The organism is Anabaena sp. UHCC 0187, from assembly GCF_009712035.1.
In the GTDB taxonomy this organism is placed as follows: Bacteria; Cyanobacteriota; Cyanobacteriia; order Cyanobacteriales; family Nostocaceae; genus Dolichospermum.
Genome location: NZ_VILB01000013.1, coordinates 155,105 through 170,701 on the forward strand (window position 1 = coordinate 155,105; position 15,597 = coordinate 170,701).

A 15,597-nucleotide genomic window follows, 5' to 3' on the forward strand; every position below is an offset into this window, starting at 1 on the left:
AGTAAAATCTACAGAGTGATATTGTCCAAAATTAATTAGGACTTGCTAAAGGCTGAGATTCTTCAACTGTCGGTGTTACTTCCGGTGTAGATTCCACAGATGGAATAGGTGGTGATTTAGGAGTCATAAATTGCCGCCAAGTTTTAATTTGTTCTTTGGCATCAGTATAAGCACTACTACCACGGGGAATTAACTTGGCTGTATCAATGGCTCTAGCAACATCCACTTCACTTTGAGAACGTGCCATTTGCAACAATTGTTGACTCCATTGGTCAATAGCAATATTCACATCTAAACGTAAATTGTTACGATCAGATACCCGATTTGCTAATTGAATAGCTTGAACTAAAGCTTCTGGTGTGCCAGTAACTGCAACTTGCTTGGCTTTTTGCCAACTGTCTTTAGCGCGAATTTGTTCTTGCCAAGTATCTATAGATGTTTGGGCTTCACTTGATAAAGCCCGTCCTGATGAGGCAATTTTTTGGGCTTCACTAATAGCCGTTGTCAAATTACCATTGTCGGCTAATGCCTTGGCTTGATCTAAGTACGGTTGATCTTGAATCCGCTCAATTTTTGCTGTCCATAGTCTAATCTTTTTCCTCGCTTCTGGATATAATGCTCGTCCAGAACGAATTTGATTAAGTTCAGCGATCGCTGTTTGTAATGAGTTAATATCTTCACCGATGGCTATTTGTTCAGCCCTTTCTAAATATGGTCTGTCTTCAATCGTCTCCACTTGGCCGCGCCAACGTCCCACTTCTTGACGGGCTTCTGTACTGCGAGGATTATTCCCAGGAATTAGCTGTACTTCCGAAATAGCTGCTGTTAAATCATTAACAGTACCTTGACTGGCTAAATTGCGGGCTTTTTCTAACCGAGAAACATCTTCAATTTCTAATTGCCAACGGGCAATTAATTGTTGGGCTTGATTATAAACATCCCTAGAAGCATCTATTTGTTGAGCTTGGGAAATCGCGGTTTCTAACCCAGCCACAGTACCAATAAAGGCACTTCTTTGGGCTTCACCCAACAGCATAAAATCATCAACTTCTGCCTGTAATTCAGGAATAGGGGGGATTTGTCGGGCAATTTCCAAAGCTGTATCGGCATCTCGCTCTTTCATTTTCACTTGTGCCAGGTTCAGCATTTTTCGAGCAAATCCAGATATTAACTCTTGGGCTTTTTGATATAGATAACTTTCTGGTTTAATGGCTTCAGCTAATTTAATAGCTTTGAGTAAATTATCTACATTGCGACTTTTCGCTAAATCTTCTGCTTTGTAAAGTCTATCCCCATCTTCCCGCGCCGTGACAATAATGTTATTTAATTGATCATATTTAGTGCTTGCCCAGTATTTATTATCTACCCGCAGCAATTTAGCTGTAAGCATAAAAGCCGATTGCCAACGTCGCTGACGCAGTTCCTTCTCGGCTTCTTGGTAAATTCCTTCAGCTTTTGACCAAATCGTCTGCCATTTTTGAATTTGCTCTTCTACCAGTTCACTAACCTTTACATCAGTAGGAATTTTCCGGGCTGTAGTGATAGCTTCCTCCAAATTCCCCGATTGGAAACTTTCATCAGCCAGCTTGAGAATATCCCGTGACCATTCCTCCAAAAGACGATTAATTTCGCCCCGCAAAGGATGATTGTCTGGTAGTTGTTTGACGAGAGTAATTGCTTGGAGCAAATCATTAATTGTTTGCTTAGAAGCCGCCAACTGAGCGCAGTGCAACCTAACTGACGCACTAGCCAAAGGCCAGAAAATTTGTGGACAATTAGGTGCAGAGGGAAGCTTAAACAGCATGGATATGGACAGAAAACCCATAGTACCAGGAATCAAAGTGAGAATGACTGCCCACGGAACCCAGCTTTTAGTCCAGCGCGGCATTCTCTCAATTAAAATATTGAGATTAAAAGTAGGTTCTGAATCATTATTTATAGACAAACCTGCGCCATCTTTCTTTTTACTTTTATTCACGGACTGAGAATGAGAACTCATCGCAGCAGTATCAGCAGTTTGATTATTTGGTATATAGTTGGGTTGAACCCCAATTGGTTCTCCTACTTGGTCTTGAGACCAATTATCTGGAATATCCCGCTCTGTCATTGCTCACACCACACTAATTGAATAGCGATATGAAAGTAGGTAGATCAATATCAATATAGATAATTTTATGTTTGCTATCCTAACTTTCCCATCTAGAAAAACCAATCTTGACATTCACCACCCCCACCAATAACATTACTGTTTTTTGATTTGAGTGTGACTGGTTACATTAACCAGAAATTGAAGATTCTCCTTGCAAATCTCCAATTAACTGGGTTAAATCATCACTACTTGCCTGATAAACATTACCGCAAAAGTCACAAGTTGCTTCAGCACCATTATCTTTAACAATCATGTCTTGCAGTTCAGCTTCTCCTAATATTTTCAGCGCTCCTAGCACCCGATCAAAAGAGCAGCCACAATGAAAGCGTAACATCTGAGTTTCAGGAAATATGTTCAATTCCATATCTCCTAACAAATCGTTAAAGATTTCTGTCAGTGTTTTACCCGCTTGCAGTAATGGGGTAAATCCGGATAAAGCCGAAACCCGTGATTCTAAGGTAGCCACTAGCTCCTCATCCCTAGCCGCTTTGGGTAGCACTTGGATCAGTATTCCTCCCGCTGCCGTTACGCCCTGTTCTCCCACAAATACACCTAAAACCAAAGCTGAAGGAGTTTGTTCGGAACTTGCTAAATAATGAGCAACATCATCACCTATTTCCCCTGAAACCAGTTCTACGGTACTAGAGTAAGGGAAGCCATGGCCAATATCGCGGACTACATAAAGAAAGCCTGCACCCACTGCCCCCCCAACATCTAATTTACCCTTATGATTAGGTGGCAATTCCACAGAGGGATTACCGACATAGCCCCTGACGGTACCATCTAAGCCCGCATCTGCCAATATACCACCTAAAGGACCATCTCCCTTAACTCGCACATTTACCCTAGAGCCTACCCGTTTCATACTGGAAGCCATCAACAAACCAGCAGCCATGGTTCTTCCCAATGCTGCTGTGGCCACATAGGATAGTTTATGGCGTTGTCTAGCCTCTTCTGTTAACCGGGTGGTAATCACGCCTACAGCCTTAATACCACCATCCGCCGCAGTCGCACGAATTAATTGATCTGCCATGAAAAACCTTACAATTCTTTACAAGATGACTTTTATATTTTAGGCGGTTTCGTGACTGAAGGGAGGAAAGGGGCAGGGAGAAGGGGGCAGGGGGCAGGGGGCAGGGAGAAATAATTACCAATTACCAATTACCATGCTAGGAAGATTTCAACAAAGCCAAATCCGCATCGAAATCGCAGCATCAGCCGATGCTATTCATGACAGTATTTTGCATCCTGCACAGCTAAAAAAATGGCTATTGGGGCAAAGTTTCCCCCCAGAAATGCCCACAGAATTACCCCCAGGATTTGAATTTACTACTCACACAGGACCCATATCCATTCATCATCGAGTAGACGTAGTAAAACCCAATTGCTTACGTTTACTACTGAGTGGAGGCATTGATGGCTTTCACGAATGGTACTGGGGAGAAGGCTGGATACAATCCCGATTAGAAGGGATATCCATCTTACCACTAAACTTAGGACAAACCCTGAGCTTAGTCAGCTTACGCCAATTCTTAACCGCAACCAAATAACCTCTCCTCTTCCTCCTCTCTGCGCCTCTGCGCCTCTGCGTGAGAAAAAGATTATCTAGCAATTACAGATACCCATAAAAGCACTCCCCCCGTTGCTAAAACGCAAATAATTCCTGTTAACCCCGCGAGGGGTTTTTTATTGATACCCGTTACCCAGGTCGAAACTTGATCTGTGTAGGTGATTAATCCTACTGTATCTATAGTAGCGATCGCCCATACCCAACCAGCATGAAGTCCCCAAGCTATCCCTAAACTATTACCATCAGCTAATCTGGCTAATACTAATACCATACCCATTAGCCATAATCCAGGCAGTTGAGGAAGAGTTTCTTTTTGTTCCCAGACCAAATGTAAGACAGCAAAAACCAAGCTAGAAATAATTGCAGCTAACCAAATTGAATAATTTTGTTCTAATTGAGTGAATATAAATCCCCGAAATACCAGTTCTTCGATTCCCCCCACAAACAAAGCCACTAGGGAAATTGTCAATAAACTAGATGGTATTAACTTGAGATGAGATTTTTCTAAATAGCACCAACCGGCGCAAATTTGCCCAAAAAACACGATAGCTAGACTGAAAACGCCCAAGCTAAAACCTAGCAATAAAGACGTGAAAATAGAAACTTCCCCTACTAATCCATAATCAGCAAAAGATCCCAAGTTCAACCATTGAAATCCCCAGAGAATCAGGGGGATTAATAAATAGAGAGATACCAATAAAGGAATTTTTTGCTCTGGTTGTAAAGATTTATGTATTTGCCAATTCAAGGTAATGGCTAAAATTGCTACCAATGGCAACCAGCAACCTATCCAAACAATAAAAAAAGCCATGACCAAAAATACTGGTGTATCTTTGAGAAACTCCAGCAAAGTATTGGCCGATAACTTTAAAAATGACAGCGCAATAGACATAAAAAACATGACTAACTTCCTGCAACAACAGATTTCTTGATGAATAATCAAGACTCTACTAGAATTTGTGACTAATGGAAGAGGCCAAAACGTTTTTTATGTCTTATGCCACTGAAATTATTTAACTACAACTACTAATTAGCGGTAGCTTTAGGGATAGATTTTTCAGCATTAACGGAAAAACTACCCCTGATAGGTGAAAAAATTTATTCTTCTGCGTCTGATTCATCAGCACCATCATCTGACTGGGTTAATTGTTTGTCACCTTCACCAAGTTGAATTAAGTGAATATGTTTGTAACCTAGTCTAATTTCAAATTCATCACCGGGCTTTAGGTTCATCGCTTTGGTGTAAGTTGCACCAATCACAATTTGACCATTTTGATGAACACTAACCCGGTATGTCGGTTCGCGGCCACGTCCATCTTTTGGTGCTTCTGGGCTGAGGGGAATGCCTCTAGCTGACAGCAAAGCATCATAAAAGTCTGTTAAATTAACGCGAACCTGGCTATTTTTAGTAACGGTGTAATAACCACATTGCTTTGCTCTTTCCCGACGTGGTAAAGTGGAAAGTTCTTTAACTTTCGCCAGTAATGTTTTTCCAGTTAATGGGGCAGTTGCAGTTTCAGTCATTATGCTCTAATTTTCCTTAATCTCTTCAAATTGATAGCGTAGCATGGCGTTAGCCATTTAAAAATTTTCTTGTGAGTCTAGTATTGAGCAATCAGCGCAACTGGACTTCAGAAATAAACAAAACATGAGGGTGATGGGTGAATTCCTGCTGATATGGAAGCAACCAGTGAATCTATTATAGTTATCTATAATAGGTTTCTAAGTCATAGTTACCACAAACATTTATTTCAGTAATTTTACTACGCTTTTAACCATCATTGGCCATCAGAAATTAAATTATTTTCTCTTTGGGCGCTGTTGTATCGGTGTAACTTCAAGCCACCTTTACAAATCAGGTTAGTTCTACTCCAAAAAAGTTAAGGCAGTCCGGTCTTGGGGTTTCCCCAAATAGAGAAACTGCCGCGTAGAGCCAATAAATTACAGGTTTTTCACATTCACTGCTAATCTTACTTGCTTTTGAGTTATCGGTTTGCACCTAATTCTCATCTTTAGCTGAAGATAGCATAGTATTTGTATGTGGTCTAACGGACATACACCCTTTTATTCTGCCAGTAGAGACATGAATTTTCCAGTCTCTACATTACGAGTAAACTTAGAAGTGTTAGTCGTGCTTATGCGGCTATTGTTTCTAATTTTGTTAGTTCGTAATTTTCTATTAAATACTAGCATGAAATAATAATAGCAAAATATTTTTTGAATTTAAAATTCATATTTCAGTTAAATTTTGATCTCACGCGCTGGAGTTGAGGAGGTAAAATGCAGTAGAGATTTTCCCAAGGCTTCATACTGTCATGAGGAGAATGTCAAGACTTTTATAAAAGTTAATCTGATTTCCACTAGCTTTCTTGGAGTGAATCAGTTAAATTCTACAGTTTCTATGGCTTCTCTACGCCAGCTATCAGTGACTAGAAACGAGAAACAGGGTGGAAAATCCCCATTCCATTATTGATCATCGTCAGATTTAAAGCTCTGATTAGATTATCTACGTCTGTCTAGGGGAAGAATAAATTTACCACATCTATTGGGTATTTGATAGCCATGAGGAAAGATATTCACTGGCTTTAACACTTCTATATATTTAAGGATGTAGAATTTTGATAACTAGGGCTTGACGAAAGAAGTCTTAAGTGTAAAGGATCAAGAGTGAAGGCTGCGGTTAAGTCAAGCATAAGAGAAAATGTATTTTTATACTTCATGCTTTGGACTTCATCCCTCCCTAGCTTCATGATTTTGAGGTGGGTAAGGCAGAGAGAAGATTTGAACCCAAGATTTGGATTGATAATAATGGAAGTTATTTTTAAAATTACTCGACAACAAGAAAATTCTCACCCTGTTTTCAAATCCTACGTTTTGGAGGTAGAACCAGGGAATACTATCCTGGATTGTCTCAATCAGATTAAGTGGGAACAAGATGGAACTTTAGCATTTCGCAAAAATTGCCGCAATACAATTTGTGGTAGTTGTGCTGTGCGGATTAATGGGCGTTCTGCTTTGGCTTGTAAGGAAAATGTGGGCAGTGAACTGGCTAGACTGGAGAAAATATCATCATTTGCAAATCAGTCTCAGGCTACTCCAGAAATTACAGTTGCACCTTTGGGGAATATGCCTGTAATTAAAGATTTGGTTGTGGATATGAATGGTTTTTGGAATAATTTGGAAAAAGTTGCCCCTTATGTGAGTACAGCAAGTAGACAAGTTCCCGAAAGAGAGTTCTTACAAACGCCACAAGAGCGATCGCTCCTTGATCAAACGGGCAATTGTATTATGTGTGGAGCTTGTTATTCTGAATGTAATGCTCTGGAAGTCAATCCTGACTTTGTTGGTCCCCATGCCTTAGCTAAAGCCTATCGCATGGTGGCAGATTCCCGCGATAGTGACACAGAAGAACGATTAGAAAACTATAGCGCAGGAACTCAAGGAGTTTGGGGTTGTACTCGTTGTCTTTATTGTGATTCGGTTTGTCCCATGGAAGTTGCCCCATTAGAGCAAATTACCAAAATTAAACAGGAAATTCTGGAACGCAAAGAAGCGAGTGATAGTCGCTCAATTCGTCACCGCAAAGTTTTAATAGACTTAGTAAAACAAGGTGGTTGGATTGATGAACGTCAATTTGGGATTCAAGTAGTTGGTAATTATTTCCGCGATTTGCAAGGTTTACTCAGTCTTGCACCTTTAGGTTTACGAATGCTAGTTAAAGGCAAATTTCCCCTTTCCTTTGAACCATCTGAAGGAACTCAGGAAGTGCGATCGCTCATCGAATCTGTACAAAATACTGATTAATTGATTCTATATTCTGGGCGCAGGCCTTGCGTCCATACTTGACTCTTTATTCTTCCTTCCTTCTTCTTTCTTTTCTCCTGACTCCTGACTCCTGACTCCTTGATTAACTTGGATCTTGAGGAATATTCAATTTTCGCCCAAACCGGTCATAAACTAAAACATCCCATTGTCCATTATTGCTATATTCAAACGCAATTCTACTACCATCAGCACTAATAGTAGGATTGCGGACTTCTCCTTGGATATCACCGGCTAAATTCCGTGATTGACGGACATCTCGATCATAAAAAACAATTTGTGTTCGTCCTTGACGACTAGCAGCAAAAACAATAAATTTACCATTATCAGAAGCCGCAGGATGAGAAGCAATCGTATCAAAGGAATTTAAACCAGGTAAATCTACCAAATTCCGAGTCACCGTATCAAACATATATACATCTTGACTCCCTCTGCGATCGCTCGTAAACACCATATATCTCCCCGAAATTTGCGGATTTAATTCCGACGAAAAACTATTAAGACTCCTACCCCCTGAATCAAAGGGATAACTGAGTAAACGCGGATAGCCAAAACACCCAGTTAATAGAGTTGAGCAGAAAATTAAAATAATTGATAATTTATAATTCATTTAGAAATGAGGAACAAGGAACAAAAGCCAAAAGCGTTAATAAATCAATTAATTACCAATTATCAATTACCAATCCTGTTAATCCTTAAATCCTGGACATCCTGATTCTGACAATATAAATTTTAATTGATATTCACCGTTGCACCATTAGGAATATCTAACTCAATAGTTGGACCTCTATCGAGAACTTCAATATCCCATTGTCCACGACTAGCGGATTCAAAGGCAATATAACGCCCGTCAGGACTAATAGTAGGATTTCTCACCCACCCACGAAAGGTCGGAGTCAGAATTTGTGAATTTTGCGAAGCCCGATCATAGAGTGCTACAACTGGTCTACCTTGATCACTGGTAATATAACAAATATAGCGTCCTGTATAACTCAAACTAGGACTTTCCGCAATTACCGATTGTCGGTTTAAGCCCGGTGTGGGAATAAAACTTTGATTTTCTAAATCGTATACCAACAACTGCTGATGACGAGAACGATTGGAGATAAACGCCAAAAAACGGCCATTTCCACTGATTGACGGTTGTTCCTCAGTATATCGGCTATTCAGAGAAGTTACTCCCATCGGGATATTATCAGCAGCACAAGATATTAGTAAACTTGTCAAACCAAAAATTAGGCTCCAATAAATAGACTTTTGGAGCCAGAAGCTAGGTGTAAATGTTTTCACATTACTGTTTTCCGTCGTCCACCCCAAATGTTCTAAATGTCATCATCAAAATCGGAATTATCTGGCTCATTATTGGGCTTATTAATGGGATTGTATGGTACATAATCCGTTGGTATAGCCTCATCATCATCCTGTCTTCTCGGAGGAACTGAGTCTCTGGGAGGACGACGTTTTCTGGGTCTAGGAGTAGGAGCAACATCATCCTCACGGCTTTCTGGGCGTTGGGGGCGATTATTACCGCTATTACTGTTATTACCGCTATTATTGCGACGTGGTGGTTTTCTTACCTCATCTTGGGAATTTGAACTTTCCCAATCATCAACTTGTCTAGGAGCAGAACCCCAATTTTCATCTTCATAACTATCACTGGGACGACTGACTGAACGCCCGGAATTAGGACGACGCTTTCTTTCTCCTGAATCTGGTCTTTCCCTGTTCCGTGGGTTTTGTGAACTGCGTGGTGCTTGATTTTCGTAATAGTCATCACGGGGAGAACGTTCATCTCGACTACCGCGAATTCTTGGACGTTGAGGAGCTTCTTCCTCTTCTTCATAAGGTAGCGGTTCTAAATCTGCATCCATCTCAGCTTGATAATTGCGGCGCTCAGAATAAGAATATTTTCTGCTGACTTCGCGCTCATCATCCACAATGGGAGTATTGCGTTTAGCTTGTTGAGTAGCGATACTCCGCAGACGAATACTTTCAACCGCAAAAAATACCGTAGAACCGACCAAAAGCAACTGACCAAATTGTAAAATTGGATCAAGTCGCCATCCTTGGAAGACAAGAATAAACCCGCATAATAAGCCAACCGCTGCAAAAAAGATGTCTTGGTCTCTTGACAGTTCTGGCCGGACAGTCCGAAGAAAGTACAGTGCTGCTCCAGCTACAGCCAGGAAAATTCCCAGAATACTGGCTGAGTTCGCTCCAAAATTTACCTGAGCTAAAACACTGGCTGAGTTCAGCCCAAAATTAACCATTGGCGTTTTCCTAATATCAAATCTATATTAACGAGTTACACTTACTATCACTATTTTAACCAGTCATAATATTGTAGAAGCAGAATACTGGAGTCCAGAAATTCGGGAGAAAGGAGAAGAAAGCAGAAAATTCTTCCCCAGTCCCCAATCCCTAAGAATTAAAAACGTTGGATTTTATCTTTTTGGCTAATGAAAATTAGACCAACAGTAGCAGGGATAACAACAATCGCAGTACCCCAAACCAGACTCCAAAGAAAATTTGCTAAAGAGGGTGTCATAGTTCTCAACCTTTTATTACACAGTTTATCCTTATCTTAATCTTGGATTACTTTCTTGAAAAGTAGAACAGGATTATCTATCTAACTTGGTATCTACTTGATGGATGATCCCAAGTCAATAACTTTGTTTTTCCATTCTCACAATAAAATGGCACTATTTAGTTAAAATTGAAGAAAGAATGCGTTACAAAACTTAAAGTTTCTCAACTTAGGCATAAGTTGAGGATGTTCTCACAAATATTAGCTAAACAAAATGACTGGTGTTAACTTGACTACTTGGATTCTTGGCCCCTTTTTGGGAGTGATGACGTTTTTATTTATTTTCCGCATTATTCTGACGTGGTATCCCCAATTCCATCTCAATCGTTTGCCTTTTAGTCTTATCGCTTGGCCGACTGAACCCTTTTTAATCCCGTTGCGGAAGTTTGTACAACCCATTGGTGGTGTAGATATTACCCCGATTATTTGGGTAGGGATTTTTAGTTTTATCCGAGAAATTTTACTAGGTCAGCAAGGGTTACTGACTATGTTATATAGGTAATGGGTAATGGGTAATGGGTAATAGTTTTTTCCAATCACCAATCACCAATTACCAATCACCAATCACCAATCACCAATCACCAATTACCAATCACCAATTACCAATCACCAATTACCAATCACCAATTACTGCATTTTCATATCCTGAACAAAGCTGGTGTAAATATTACCCTGCAAAAATTGGGAGTTTTCCATGATTTTTTGATGAAAGGGAATGGTTGTCGGGACTCCAGTAATGGCACATTCTCGCAATGCGCGTTTCATGCGGGTAATGGCTGTAGCTCGGTCTGGTCCCCAAACAATTAATTTACCAATCAGGGAGTCGTAATAAGGGGGAATGTTGTAATCTGTGTATACGTGGGAATCAATCCGCACCCCTGGTCCTCCAGGTGGTAGATAACCAGTAATTTTACCGGGGGCTGGGCGAAAATCATGATCTGGATCTTCGGCGTTAATGCGACATTCAATGGAATGACCTCTGAGAACCACTTCTTTTTGTGTCAGATTGAGTCTTTCTCCTTGAGCAATGCGAATTTGTTCAACTACTAAATCTATACCAGTAATCATCTCTGTAACTGGATGCTCAACTTGTATGCGGGTATTCATTTCCATGAAATAGAACTTACCGAATTTGTCTAAGAGAAATTCGATAGTTCCAGCGCCGCTGTAGTTAATAGACTGGGCAGCTTTGACGGCTGCTTTGCCCATTTTTTGCCGTAAATCTGGATCAAGAGCCGGACTAGGGGCTTCTTCTAGGAGTTTTTGGTTACGACGCTGAATTGAACAATCTCTTTCACCTAAATGGATCACGTTGCCGTAATTATCCGCTAAAATCTGAAATTCAATGTGACGGGGACGTTCAATAAATTTTTCTATATAAACGCCTGAATTACCAAAAGCTGCTCCTGCTTCCCCTTGAGCCGCGAGGAATAGTCTCACAAATTCATCTTCGGAGCGGACAAGCCGCATTCCTCTACCACCACCACCGGCGGTAGCTTTAATCATTACAGGATAACCAATTTTTTGAGCGATCGCTAATCCTTCTGCTTCTGATTCTACTAACCCTTCACTACCGGGAACTGTGGGAACACCAGCTTTTTGCATGGTTTCTTTAGCAGTGGACTTGTCCCCCATTAATCTGATAGATTCGGGAGTAGGCCCAATAAAAGCAAGATGATGGTCTGCACAAATTTCGGCAAATCTGGCATTCTCTGATAAAAAACCATACCCTGGATGGATGGCACTGGCATTGCGCGTTAATGCAGCAGCAATAATGTTGGGAATGTTCAAATAACTTTTACTGCTGGCAGGTTCACCAATACAAACGGCTTCATCTGCAAGTTGGACGTGCAGCGCGTTTCTGTCAACAGTGGAGTGAACAGCAACTGTGGCAATTCCCATTTCTTCACAGGCACGGAGAATGCGAAGGGCTATTTCTCCTCGATTGGCAATTAATATTTTATCAAATTTCATTTTCGAGTTGCGATATCAGTACCAGTAGATTGACATTTTCTCCTATCCTGTTGACATAAAGCGGTTGCATTACTGCAAATCGTGACAGGAGATTCCCAAACCTCATTCTTAGCAGACTATTGGATTATGTGGCATCTTTGCTAGACCTCTTAATATGACTTGTGCTGTAACTATATTTCTGTTAGTCTCATACCCATTCAAAAAATATTTGGGAAATATTGGAAAAATATTGTATTTGAGAGATTTTTTTATGTTATACTGCAATCTGTGTTCAAACCGCGCGGATGTGGCGGAATTGGTATACGCGCACGCTTGAGGTGCGTGTGGGCATAGCCCTTGCGAGTTCGAGTCTCGCCATCCGCATTTTTGAATATAAATAACCCGCTGTTATGTCAGAAACATGATTATAGCAGCGGGTTTACATTTTTTGATCAAAATCTATATTTTTGATTCTTTGCCAGCGTCCCTAATGATGCTGGTTTTTGTGCTATTGATAGAAATATATATAAATTTTTGTAAAGAACATTGACTACTACTTTTAATTCCACAAATGACTTAATCCTACCCAGTCCTTGGCATTGTCTAACTCCCATTTGGGAAGGTGGGGAGGAAGTTGTTAAACGCGGTTTACCTCATACTCAGTTAGCACCAACTTGGCAATTATTACTTTTGGGTGATGGTTCTCCGACTCGGCACGTCCAACTACTTACGGGTGAACCAACTGAGGTAGATGTGATTGATATGTCAGCAATTGGCATGAGTTCCGATCATGCACCAGCTATGATGCAGATGCTACCAGGTCCAAGAGTGCGCCGACAGGTGTGGGTGCGAACTGCTTCTGGTCAGCGGTTATATTATGCTGCTTCTTGGTGGGAAGCAAGTCATGTAGATGAGTATTTACAAAACAAGTCTTTACCAATTTGGGCAAGTTTAGCGCGGTTACGGACTGAATTATATAGAGATGTTCAAGGTATTTATTATGGTAACTCAGAAGCGTTAGAGTCGGGTTTTCAAGAAAAGGGGCCTTTTTGGGGTCGCCATTATTTGTTTTGGCATCATGGACAACCGCTGACTTTGATTTATGAGGTTTTCTCGCCTTTTTTAACTAAATATTTGGGTGCTATGAATTATGAAGGTTAATCTTGCCAATGACTAATCCCCAAAAGCAGATAGGATCAATGTTACATCTATAGCAGTTGCGGAAACTAATAGACTTTTAATGTCAAATTTGTGTCATAATCAACCCTAACTGGGGGGAAAATGACTTTTTGACTAAAGGGTGAGTCTAATGATAGGCACGATTATAGACCAGCGTTATCACATTATTCAAAGTCTGGGACAAGGTGGATTTGGGACTACCTTTTTAGCGAAAGACACCAGAAGATATAAAAACAGGAGAAATTATTTGGCGTAAATATGCAAATGTTAGTCCCAAACTAGCTACAGTTTTAGATAAAATGGTAAGTTATGATTTTCGTCACCGTTACCCTACAGCAAAGGAAGCTTTACAAGCAGTTAAAAAGTTATTACCGCAGCCTATAGATTGGAAGTTGCTGCTAGGATTAGGAATGACAATATTTATCAGCTTAACTATTTTCTTTATTACCAAAAAAGATAATTTTAATGTATATGAAAATTCTCAATATAGGATAAAGGTAAAATATCCAAAAACCTGGGAAAGACAAGATTTAGAAAACCCAATTACAGCCGAAATTGTGACTTTTATCTCTCCTAAACAAAGTGATACAGATAATTTTCAAGAAAAGGTGACAATTAGCATTGATAAGTTTTCTGGCAGATTAGATGATTTACAAAAATCTAGTATTCAGGAAATTAATAATACTGTATCAGGTGCAAATATTGTTGATAAAAGTGTAACGACTTTGGCAAATAAAGAAGCTAGTAAATTGGTGTTTACGGGTAAAAATGGTAAAGATAGTTTGAAGAATATGCAGGTTGTGACTTTAAAAGGTGATCAGGCTTATACGATTACTTATACTGCAAAAATAGATGATTATGATCAGTTTGTGGAAACAGCAAACAAGATGATTAATTCGTTGGAAATTAATTAATTGTCAGAATCAGGATATCCAGGATTTGAGGATTTTCAGGATGAAATTAATATTCTTTTCGTGTATTCCTGTGTGTTAATTGTCTGAATCAGGATGTCCGGGATTTGAGGATTTTCAGGATAAAATTAATATTCTTTTTGTGTGTTTCGGTGTGCTATGTTTCGCGCAAAGTCGCAAAGGAGGAAAGACGCAAAGAAGAAATTAACTGTGAGAATAATAGAAAATTCCTACAATCTCATCATTCAATTACAATTAAACATCCTGTTAATCCTTTAATCCTCGACATCCTGATTCTGACATTCTTTGTTCCTTTGCGTGAAATAATTATTAATTAGTTTAATAAGAGATTTAGTCTTTAGGACACTCTCGAACTTTATTTGATACCCAGCGACGGCAACGAGAGAAAAAACCTTTACCTGGTTCTGCACAGTATCCTTTATCTCTCTCTGTTGCCTCTCGGCTAATTTCTGATACTGTAGAACTTCTGTTCACAAAAGCAGAAAATTGTCCTCTTTCAACTACGGAATTCTCTTCTCTAATGCTGAATAAATGCGATCACTACCCCAATAATTACTGTTACTATTCCATGCTTAAGTCTCATGGTTTCACCTCCATTTATCTTTATATAACCAAGGATAATTATGCTTGTTTTCAAATTTCCCCATGATTTGCACAACTTTATCTATCGGTATAGCCCAACTCAAATGCACAATTTCCTGATGTAACTTTTCCTCTGCTTGCGAACCATCAACAAACACAGAAGGAGCATCCCATAAAGGATAAGCGTGCATTCCATTTACACCCACAACCTCACCCTGTTTATTCAATAAAGCACCGCCACTCATCCCCTTTTCTAAACGATTTGTATAGCCCACCTGATAACCAGCCTCTAAGGCTTTTAATAATACCAAAGATACCTTACCACCAAGAAATATAAAGTTGATTTTTTCGCTTTCTTCCTCCACAGGAAACCCGGCAATAAATACCTCATCTCCTATTTTGGGAACAGTACCCAAATTTGCGACAGAATAAACTTTTTTAATACTCGAAAATTGCAATATTGCTAAATCATAATTCTGAAAGTTCACATTTTTTGGAACATCTGCTTTGTATATTTCTCCATCTGGTGTTTGAATGTGATAAGGTGGATTATCTGCTCGCAAAACATGGGCATTTGTTAATACTGTATAAACTGAATTTTGTTTATTTAGTAATATTCCCGAACCTAAAAAATCTGTTGATAATATCTTGACAGTAATAGCCGCCGCTTTTTCCTGCAACTGTGCCACTGATAATGGAATTAGCGGTTGTATAATGCTATTTTGTCCAGCATAAATACTGATACTTACTGCCGAACTTGAAAGCAACATTGACAAACCGCCAATACAGGCGACAAATTTTAATATCCGCCAAATCATGTTAA

15 protein-coding genes and 1 tRNA gene are annotated in these 15,597 nt (G+C 39.7%); 6 read left to right on the forward strand and 10 right to left on the reverse strand.

The genetic code is table 11. From position 1 onward, the window contains the following. Window positions 1–31: 31 nt before the first annotated feature. Window positions 32–2,107, reverse strand: a complete 2,076-nt coding sequence (locus tag FJR11_RS13680) for a chromosome segregation ATPase (protein WP_168504547.1) — start codon at window positions 2,105–2,107, stop codon at window positions 32–34. 169 nt (window positions 2,108–2,276) lie between these two features. Next, complete coding sequence (hslO, locus tag FJR11_RS13685; RefSeq protein WP_168504549.1) at window positions 2,277–3,182, reverse strand: Hsp33 family molecular chaperone HslO; 906 nt, start codon at window positions 3,180–3,182, stop codon at window positions 2,277–2,279. A 133-nt stretch (window positions 3,183–3,315) separates the two neighbouring features. On the opposite strand from hslO, the gene FJR11_RS13690 reads away from it, so the two are divergent. After that, a complete protein-coding gene (locus tag FJR11_RS13690; protein WP_168504551.1) occupies window positions 3,316–3,699 on the forward strand; it encodes a hypothetical protein in 384 nt (127 codons plus the stop codon). Window positions 3,700–3,750: 51 nt separating this feature from the next. Here the strand turns inward: FJR11_RS13690 and FJR11_RS13695 are convergent, their stop codons facing one another. After that, window positions 3,751–4,620 (reverse strand): CPBP family intramembrane glutamic endopeptidase, encoded by an 870-nt coding sequence (locus FJR11_RS13695; RefSeq protein ID WP_174763047.1) that lies wholly within the window; start codon window positions 4,618–4,620, stop codon window positions 3,751–3,753. A gap of 197 nt (window positions 4,621–4,817) precedes the next feature. Beyond that, window positions 4,818–5,243, reverse strand: coding sequence for an AbrB family transcriptional regulator (locus FJR11_RS13700; RefSeq protein WP_168504553.1), 426 nt, complete (start codon window positions 5,241–5,243; stop codon window positions 4,818–4,820). Between the two features lie 1,284 nt (window positions 5,244–6,527). Here FJR11_RS13700 and FJR11_RS13705 point away from each other — a divergent pair. Next, entirely contained in the window at window positions 6,528–7,523 is a 996-nt protein-coding gene (locus tag FJR11_RS13705; RefSeq protein ID WP_174763048.1) for a succinate dehydrogenase/fumarate reductase iron-sulfur subunit, read from the forward strand. Window positions 7,524–7,626: 103 nt separating this feature from the next. On the opposite strand, the gene FJR11_RS13710 is transcribed toward FJR11_RS13705, so the two are convergent. The 4 genes from FJR11_RS13710 to psbX all read right to left on the reverse strand — a co-directional run bounded on the left by FJR11_RS13710 (window position 7,627) and on the right by psbX (window position 10,089). Then, window positions 7,627–8,151: a PD40 domain-containing protein gene (locus FJR11_RS13710; RefSeq protein WP_168504557.1), complete on the reverse strand. Its 525-nt coding sequence runs from the start codon at window positions 8,149–8,151 to the stop codon at window positions 7,627–7,629. Between the two features lie 122 nt (window positions 8,152–8,273). Beyond that, window positions 8,274–8,831 (reverse strand): PD40 domain-containing protein, encoded by a 558-nt coding sequence (locus FJR11_RS13715; protein ID WP_168504559.1) that lies wholly within the window; start codon window positions 8,829–8,831, stop codon window positions 8,274–8,276. Between the two features lie 32 nt (window positions 8,832–8,863). Next, window positions 8,864–9,811, reverse strand: a complete 948-nt coding sequence (locus tag FJR11_RS13720; protein WP_168504561.1) for a Ycf66 family protein — start codon at window positions 9,809–9,811, stop codon at window positions 8,864–8,866. Between the two features lie 158 nt (window positions 9,812–9,969). After that, window positions 9,970–10,089: a photosystem II reaction center X protein gene (gene psbX / locus FJR11_RS13725; protein ID WP_028083398.1), complete on the reverse strand. Its 120-nt coding sequence runs from the start codon at window positions 10,087–10,089 to the stop codon at window positions 9,970–9,972. A 253-nt stretch (window positions 10,090–10,342) separates the two neighbouring features. Between psbX and FJR11_RS13730 the strand changes: the two genes are divergently transcribed. Then, on the forward strand, window positions 10,343–10,630 hold the full coding sequence (locus tag FJR11_RS13730; RefSeq protein WP_168504563.1) for a YggT family protein: 288 nt from the start codon (window positions 10,343–10,345) through the stop codon (window positions 10,628–10,630). A 125-nt stretch (window positions 10,631–10,755) separates the two neighbouring features. Here FJR11_RS13730 and accC read toward each other — a convergent pair whose 3' ends face one another. Then, the gene (gene accC, locus FJR11_RS13735) at window positions 10,756–12,102 is read right to left on the reverse strand and encodes an acetyl-CoA carboxylase biotin carboxylase subunit (protein WP_168504565.1); all 1,347 of its coding nucleotides are present in this window, start codon (window positions 12,100–12,102) and stop codon (window positions 10,756–10,758) included. A 280-nt stretch (window positions 12,103–12,382) separates the two neighbouring features. On the opposite strand from accC, the gene FJR11_RS13740 reads away from it, so the two are divergent. From FJR11_RS13740 to FJR11_RS13750, 3 genes are all read left to right on the forward strand, one after another. Beyond that, window positions 12,383–12,465 (forward strand) — tRNA-Leu (locus tag FJR11_RS13740). 162 nt (window positions 12,466–12,627) lie between these two features. Continuing rightward, on the forward strand, window positions 12,628–13,242 hold the full coding sequence (locus FJR11_RS13745; protein ID WP_168504567.1) for a chorismate lyase: 615 nt from the start codon (window positions 12,628–12,630) through the stop codon (window positions 13,240–13,242). Window positions 13,243–13,559: 317 nt separating this feature from the next. Beyond that, window positions 13,560–14,174, forward strand: coding sequence for a PsbP-related protein (locus FJR11_RS13750; protein ID WP_174763050.1), 615 nt, complete (start codon window positions 13,560–13,562; stop codon window positions 14,172–14,174). A 605-nt stretch (window positions 14,175–14,779) separates the two neighbouring features. On the opposite strand, the gene FJR11_RS13755 is transcribed toward FJR11_RS13750, so the two are convergent. Next, a complete protein-coding gene (locus FJR11_RS13755; RefSeq protein ID WP_168504569.1) occupies window positions 14,780–15,592 on the reverse strand; it encodes a serine protease in 813 nt (270 codons plus the stop codon). Window positions 15,593–15,597: the final 5 nt, after the last annotated feature.

What these genes read in the sequence shown, in the direction of transcription:
- FJR11_RS13680 (WP_168504547.1), bottom strand. Translation starts at nt 2,107, where the DNA reads ATGACAGAGCGGGATATTCCAGATAATTGGTCTCAAGACCAAGTAGGA.
- hslO (WP_168504549.1), bottom strand. Translation starts at nt 3,182, where the DNA reads ATGGCAGATCAATTAATTCGTGCGACTGCGGCGGATGGTGGTATTAAG.
- FJR11_RS13690 (WP_168504551.1), top strand. Translation starts at nt 3,316, where the DNA reads ATGCTAGGAAGATTTCAACAAAGCCAAATCCGCATCGAAATCGCAGCA.
- FJR11_RS13695 (WP_174763047.1), bottom strand. Translation starts at nt 4,620, where the DNA reads ATGTTTTTTATGTCTATTGCGCTGTCATTTTTAAAGTTATCGGCCAAT.
- FJR11_RS13700 (WP_168504553.1), bottom strand. Translation starts at nt 5,243, where the DNA reads ATGACTGAAACTGCAACTGCCCCATTAACTGGAAAAACATTACTGGCG.
- FJR11_RS13705 (WP_174763048.1), top strand. Translation starts at nt 6,528, where the DNA reads ATGGAAGTTATTTTTAAAATTACTCGACAACAAGAAAATTCTCACCCT.
- FJR11_RS13710 (WP_168504557.1), bottom strand. Translation starts at nt 8,151, where the DNA reads ATGAATTATAAATTATCAATTATTTTAATTTTCTGCTCAACTCTATTA.
- FJR11_RS13720 (WP_168504561.1), bottom strand. Translation starts at nt 9,811, where the DNA reads ATGGTTAATTTTGGGCTGAACTCAGCCAGTGTTTTAGCTCAGGTAAAT.
- psbX (WP_028083398.1), bottom strand. Translation starts at nt 10,089, where the DNA reads ATGACACCCTCTTTAGCAAATTTTCTTTGGAGTCTGGTTTGGGGTACT.
- FJR11_RS13730 (WP_168504563.1), top strand. Translation starts at nt 10,343, where the DNA reads ATGACTGGTGTTAACTTGACTACTTGGATTCTTGGCCCCTTTTTGGGA.
- accC (WP_168504565.1), bottom strand. Translation starts at nt 12,102, where the DNA reads ATGAAATTTGATAAAATATTAATTGCCAATCGAGGAGAAATAGCCCTT.
- FJR11_RS13750 (WP_174763050.1), top strand. Translation starts at nt 13,560, where the DNA reads ATGGTAAGTTATGATTTTCGTCACCGTTACCCTACAGCAAAGGAAGCT.
- FJR11_RS13755 (WP_168504569.1), bottom strand. Translation starts at nt 15,592, where the DNA reads ATGATTTGGCGGATATTAAAATTTGTCGCCTGTATTGGCGGTTTGTCA.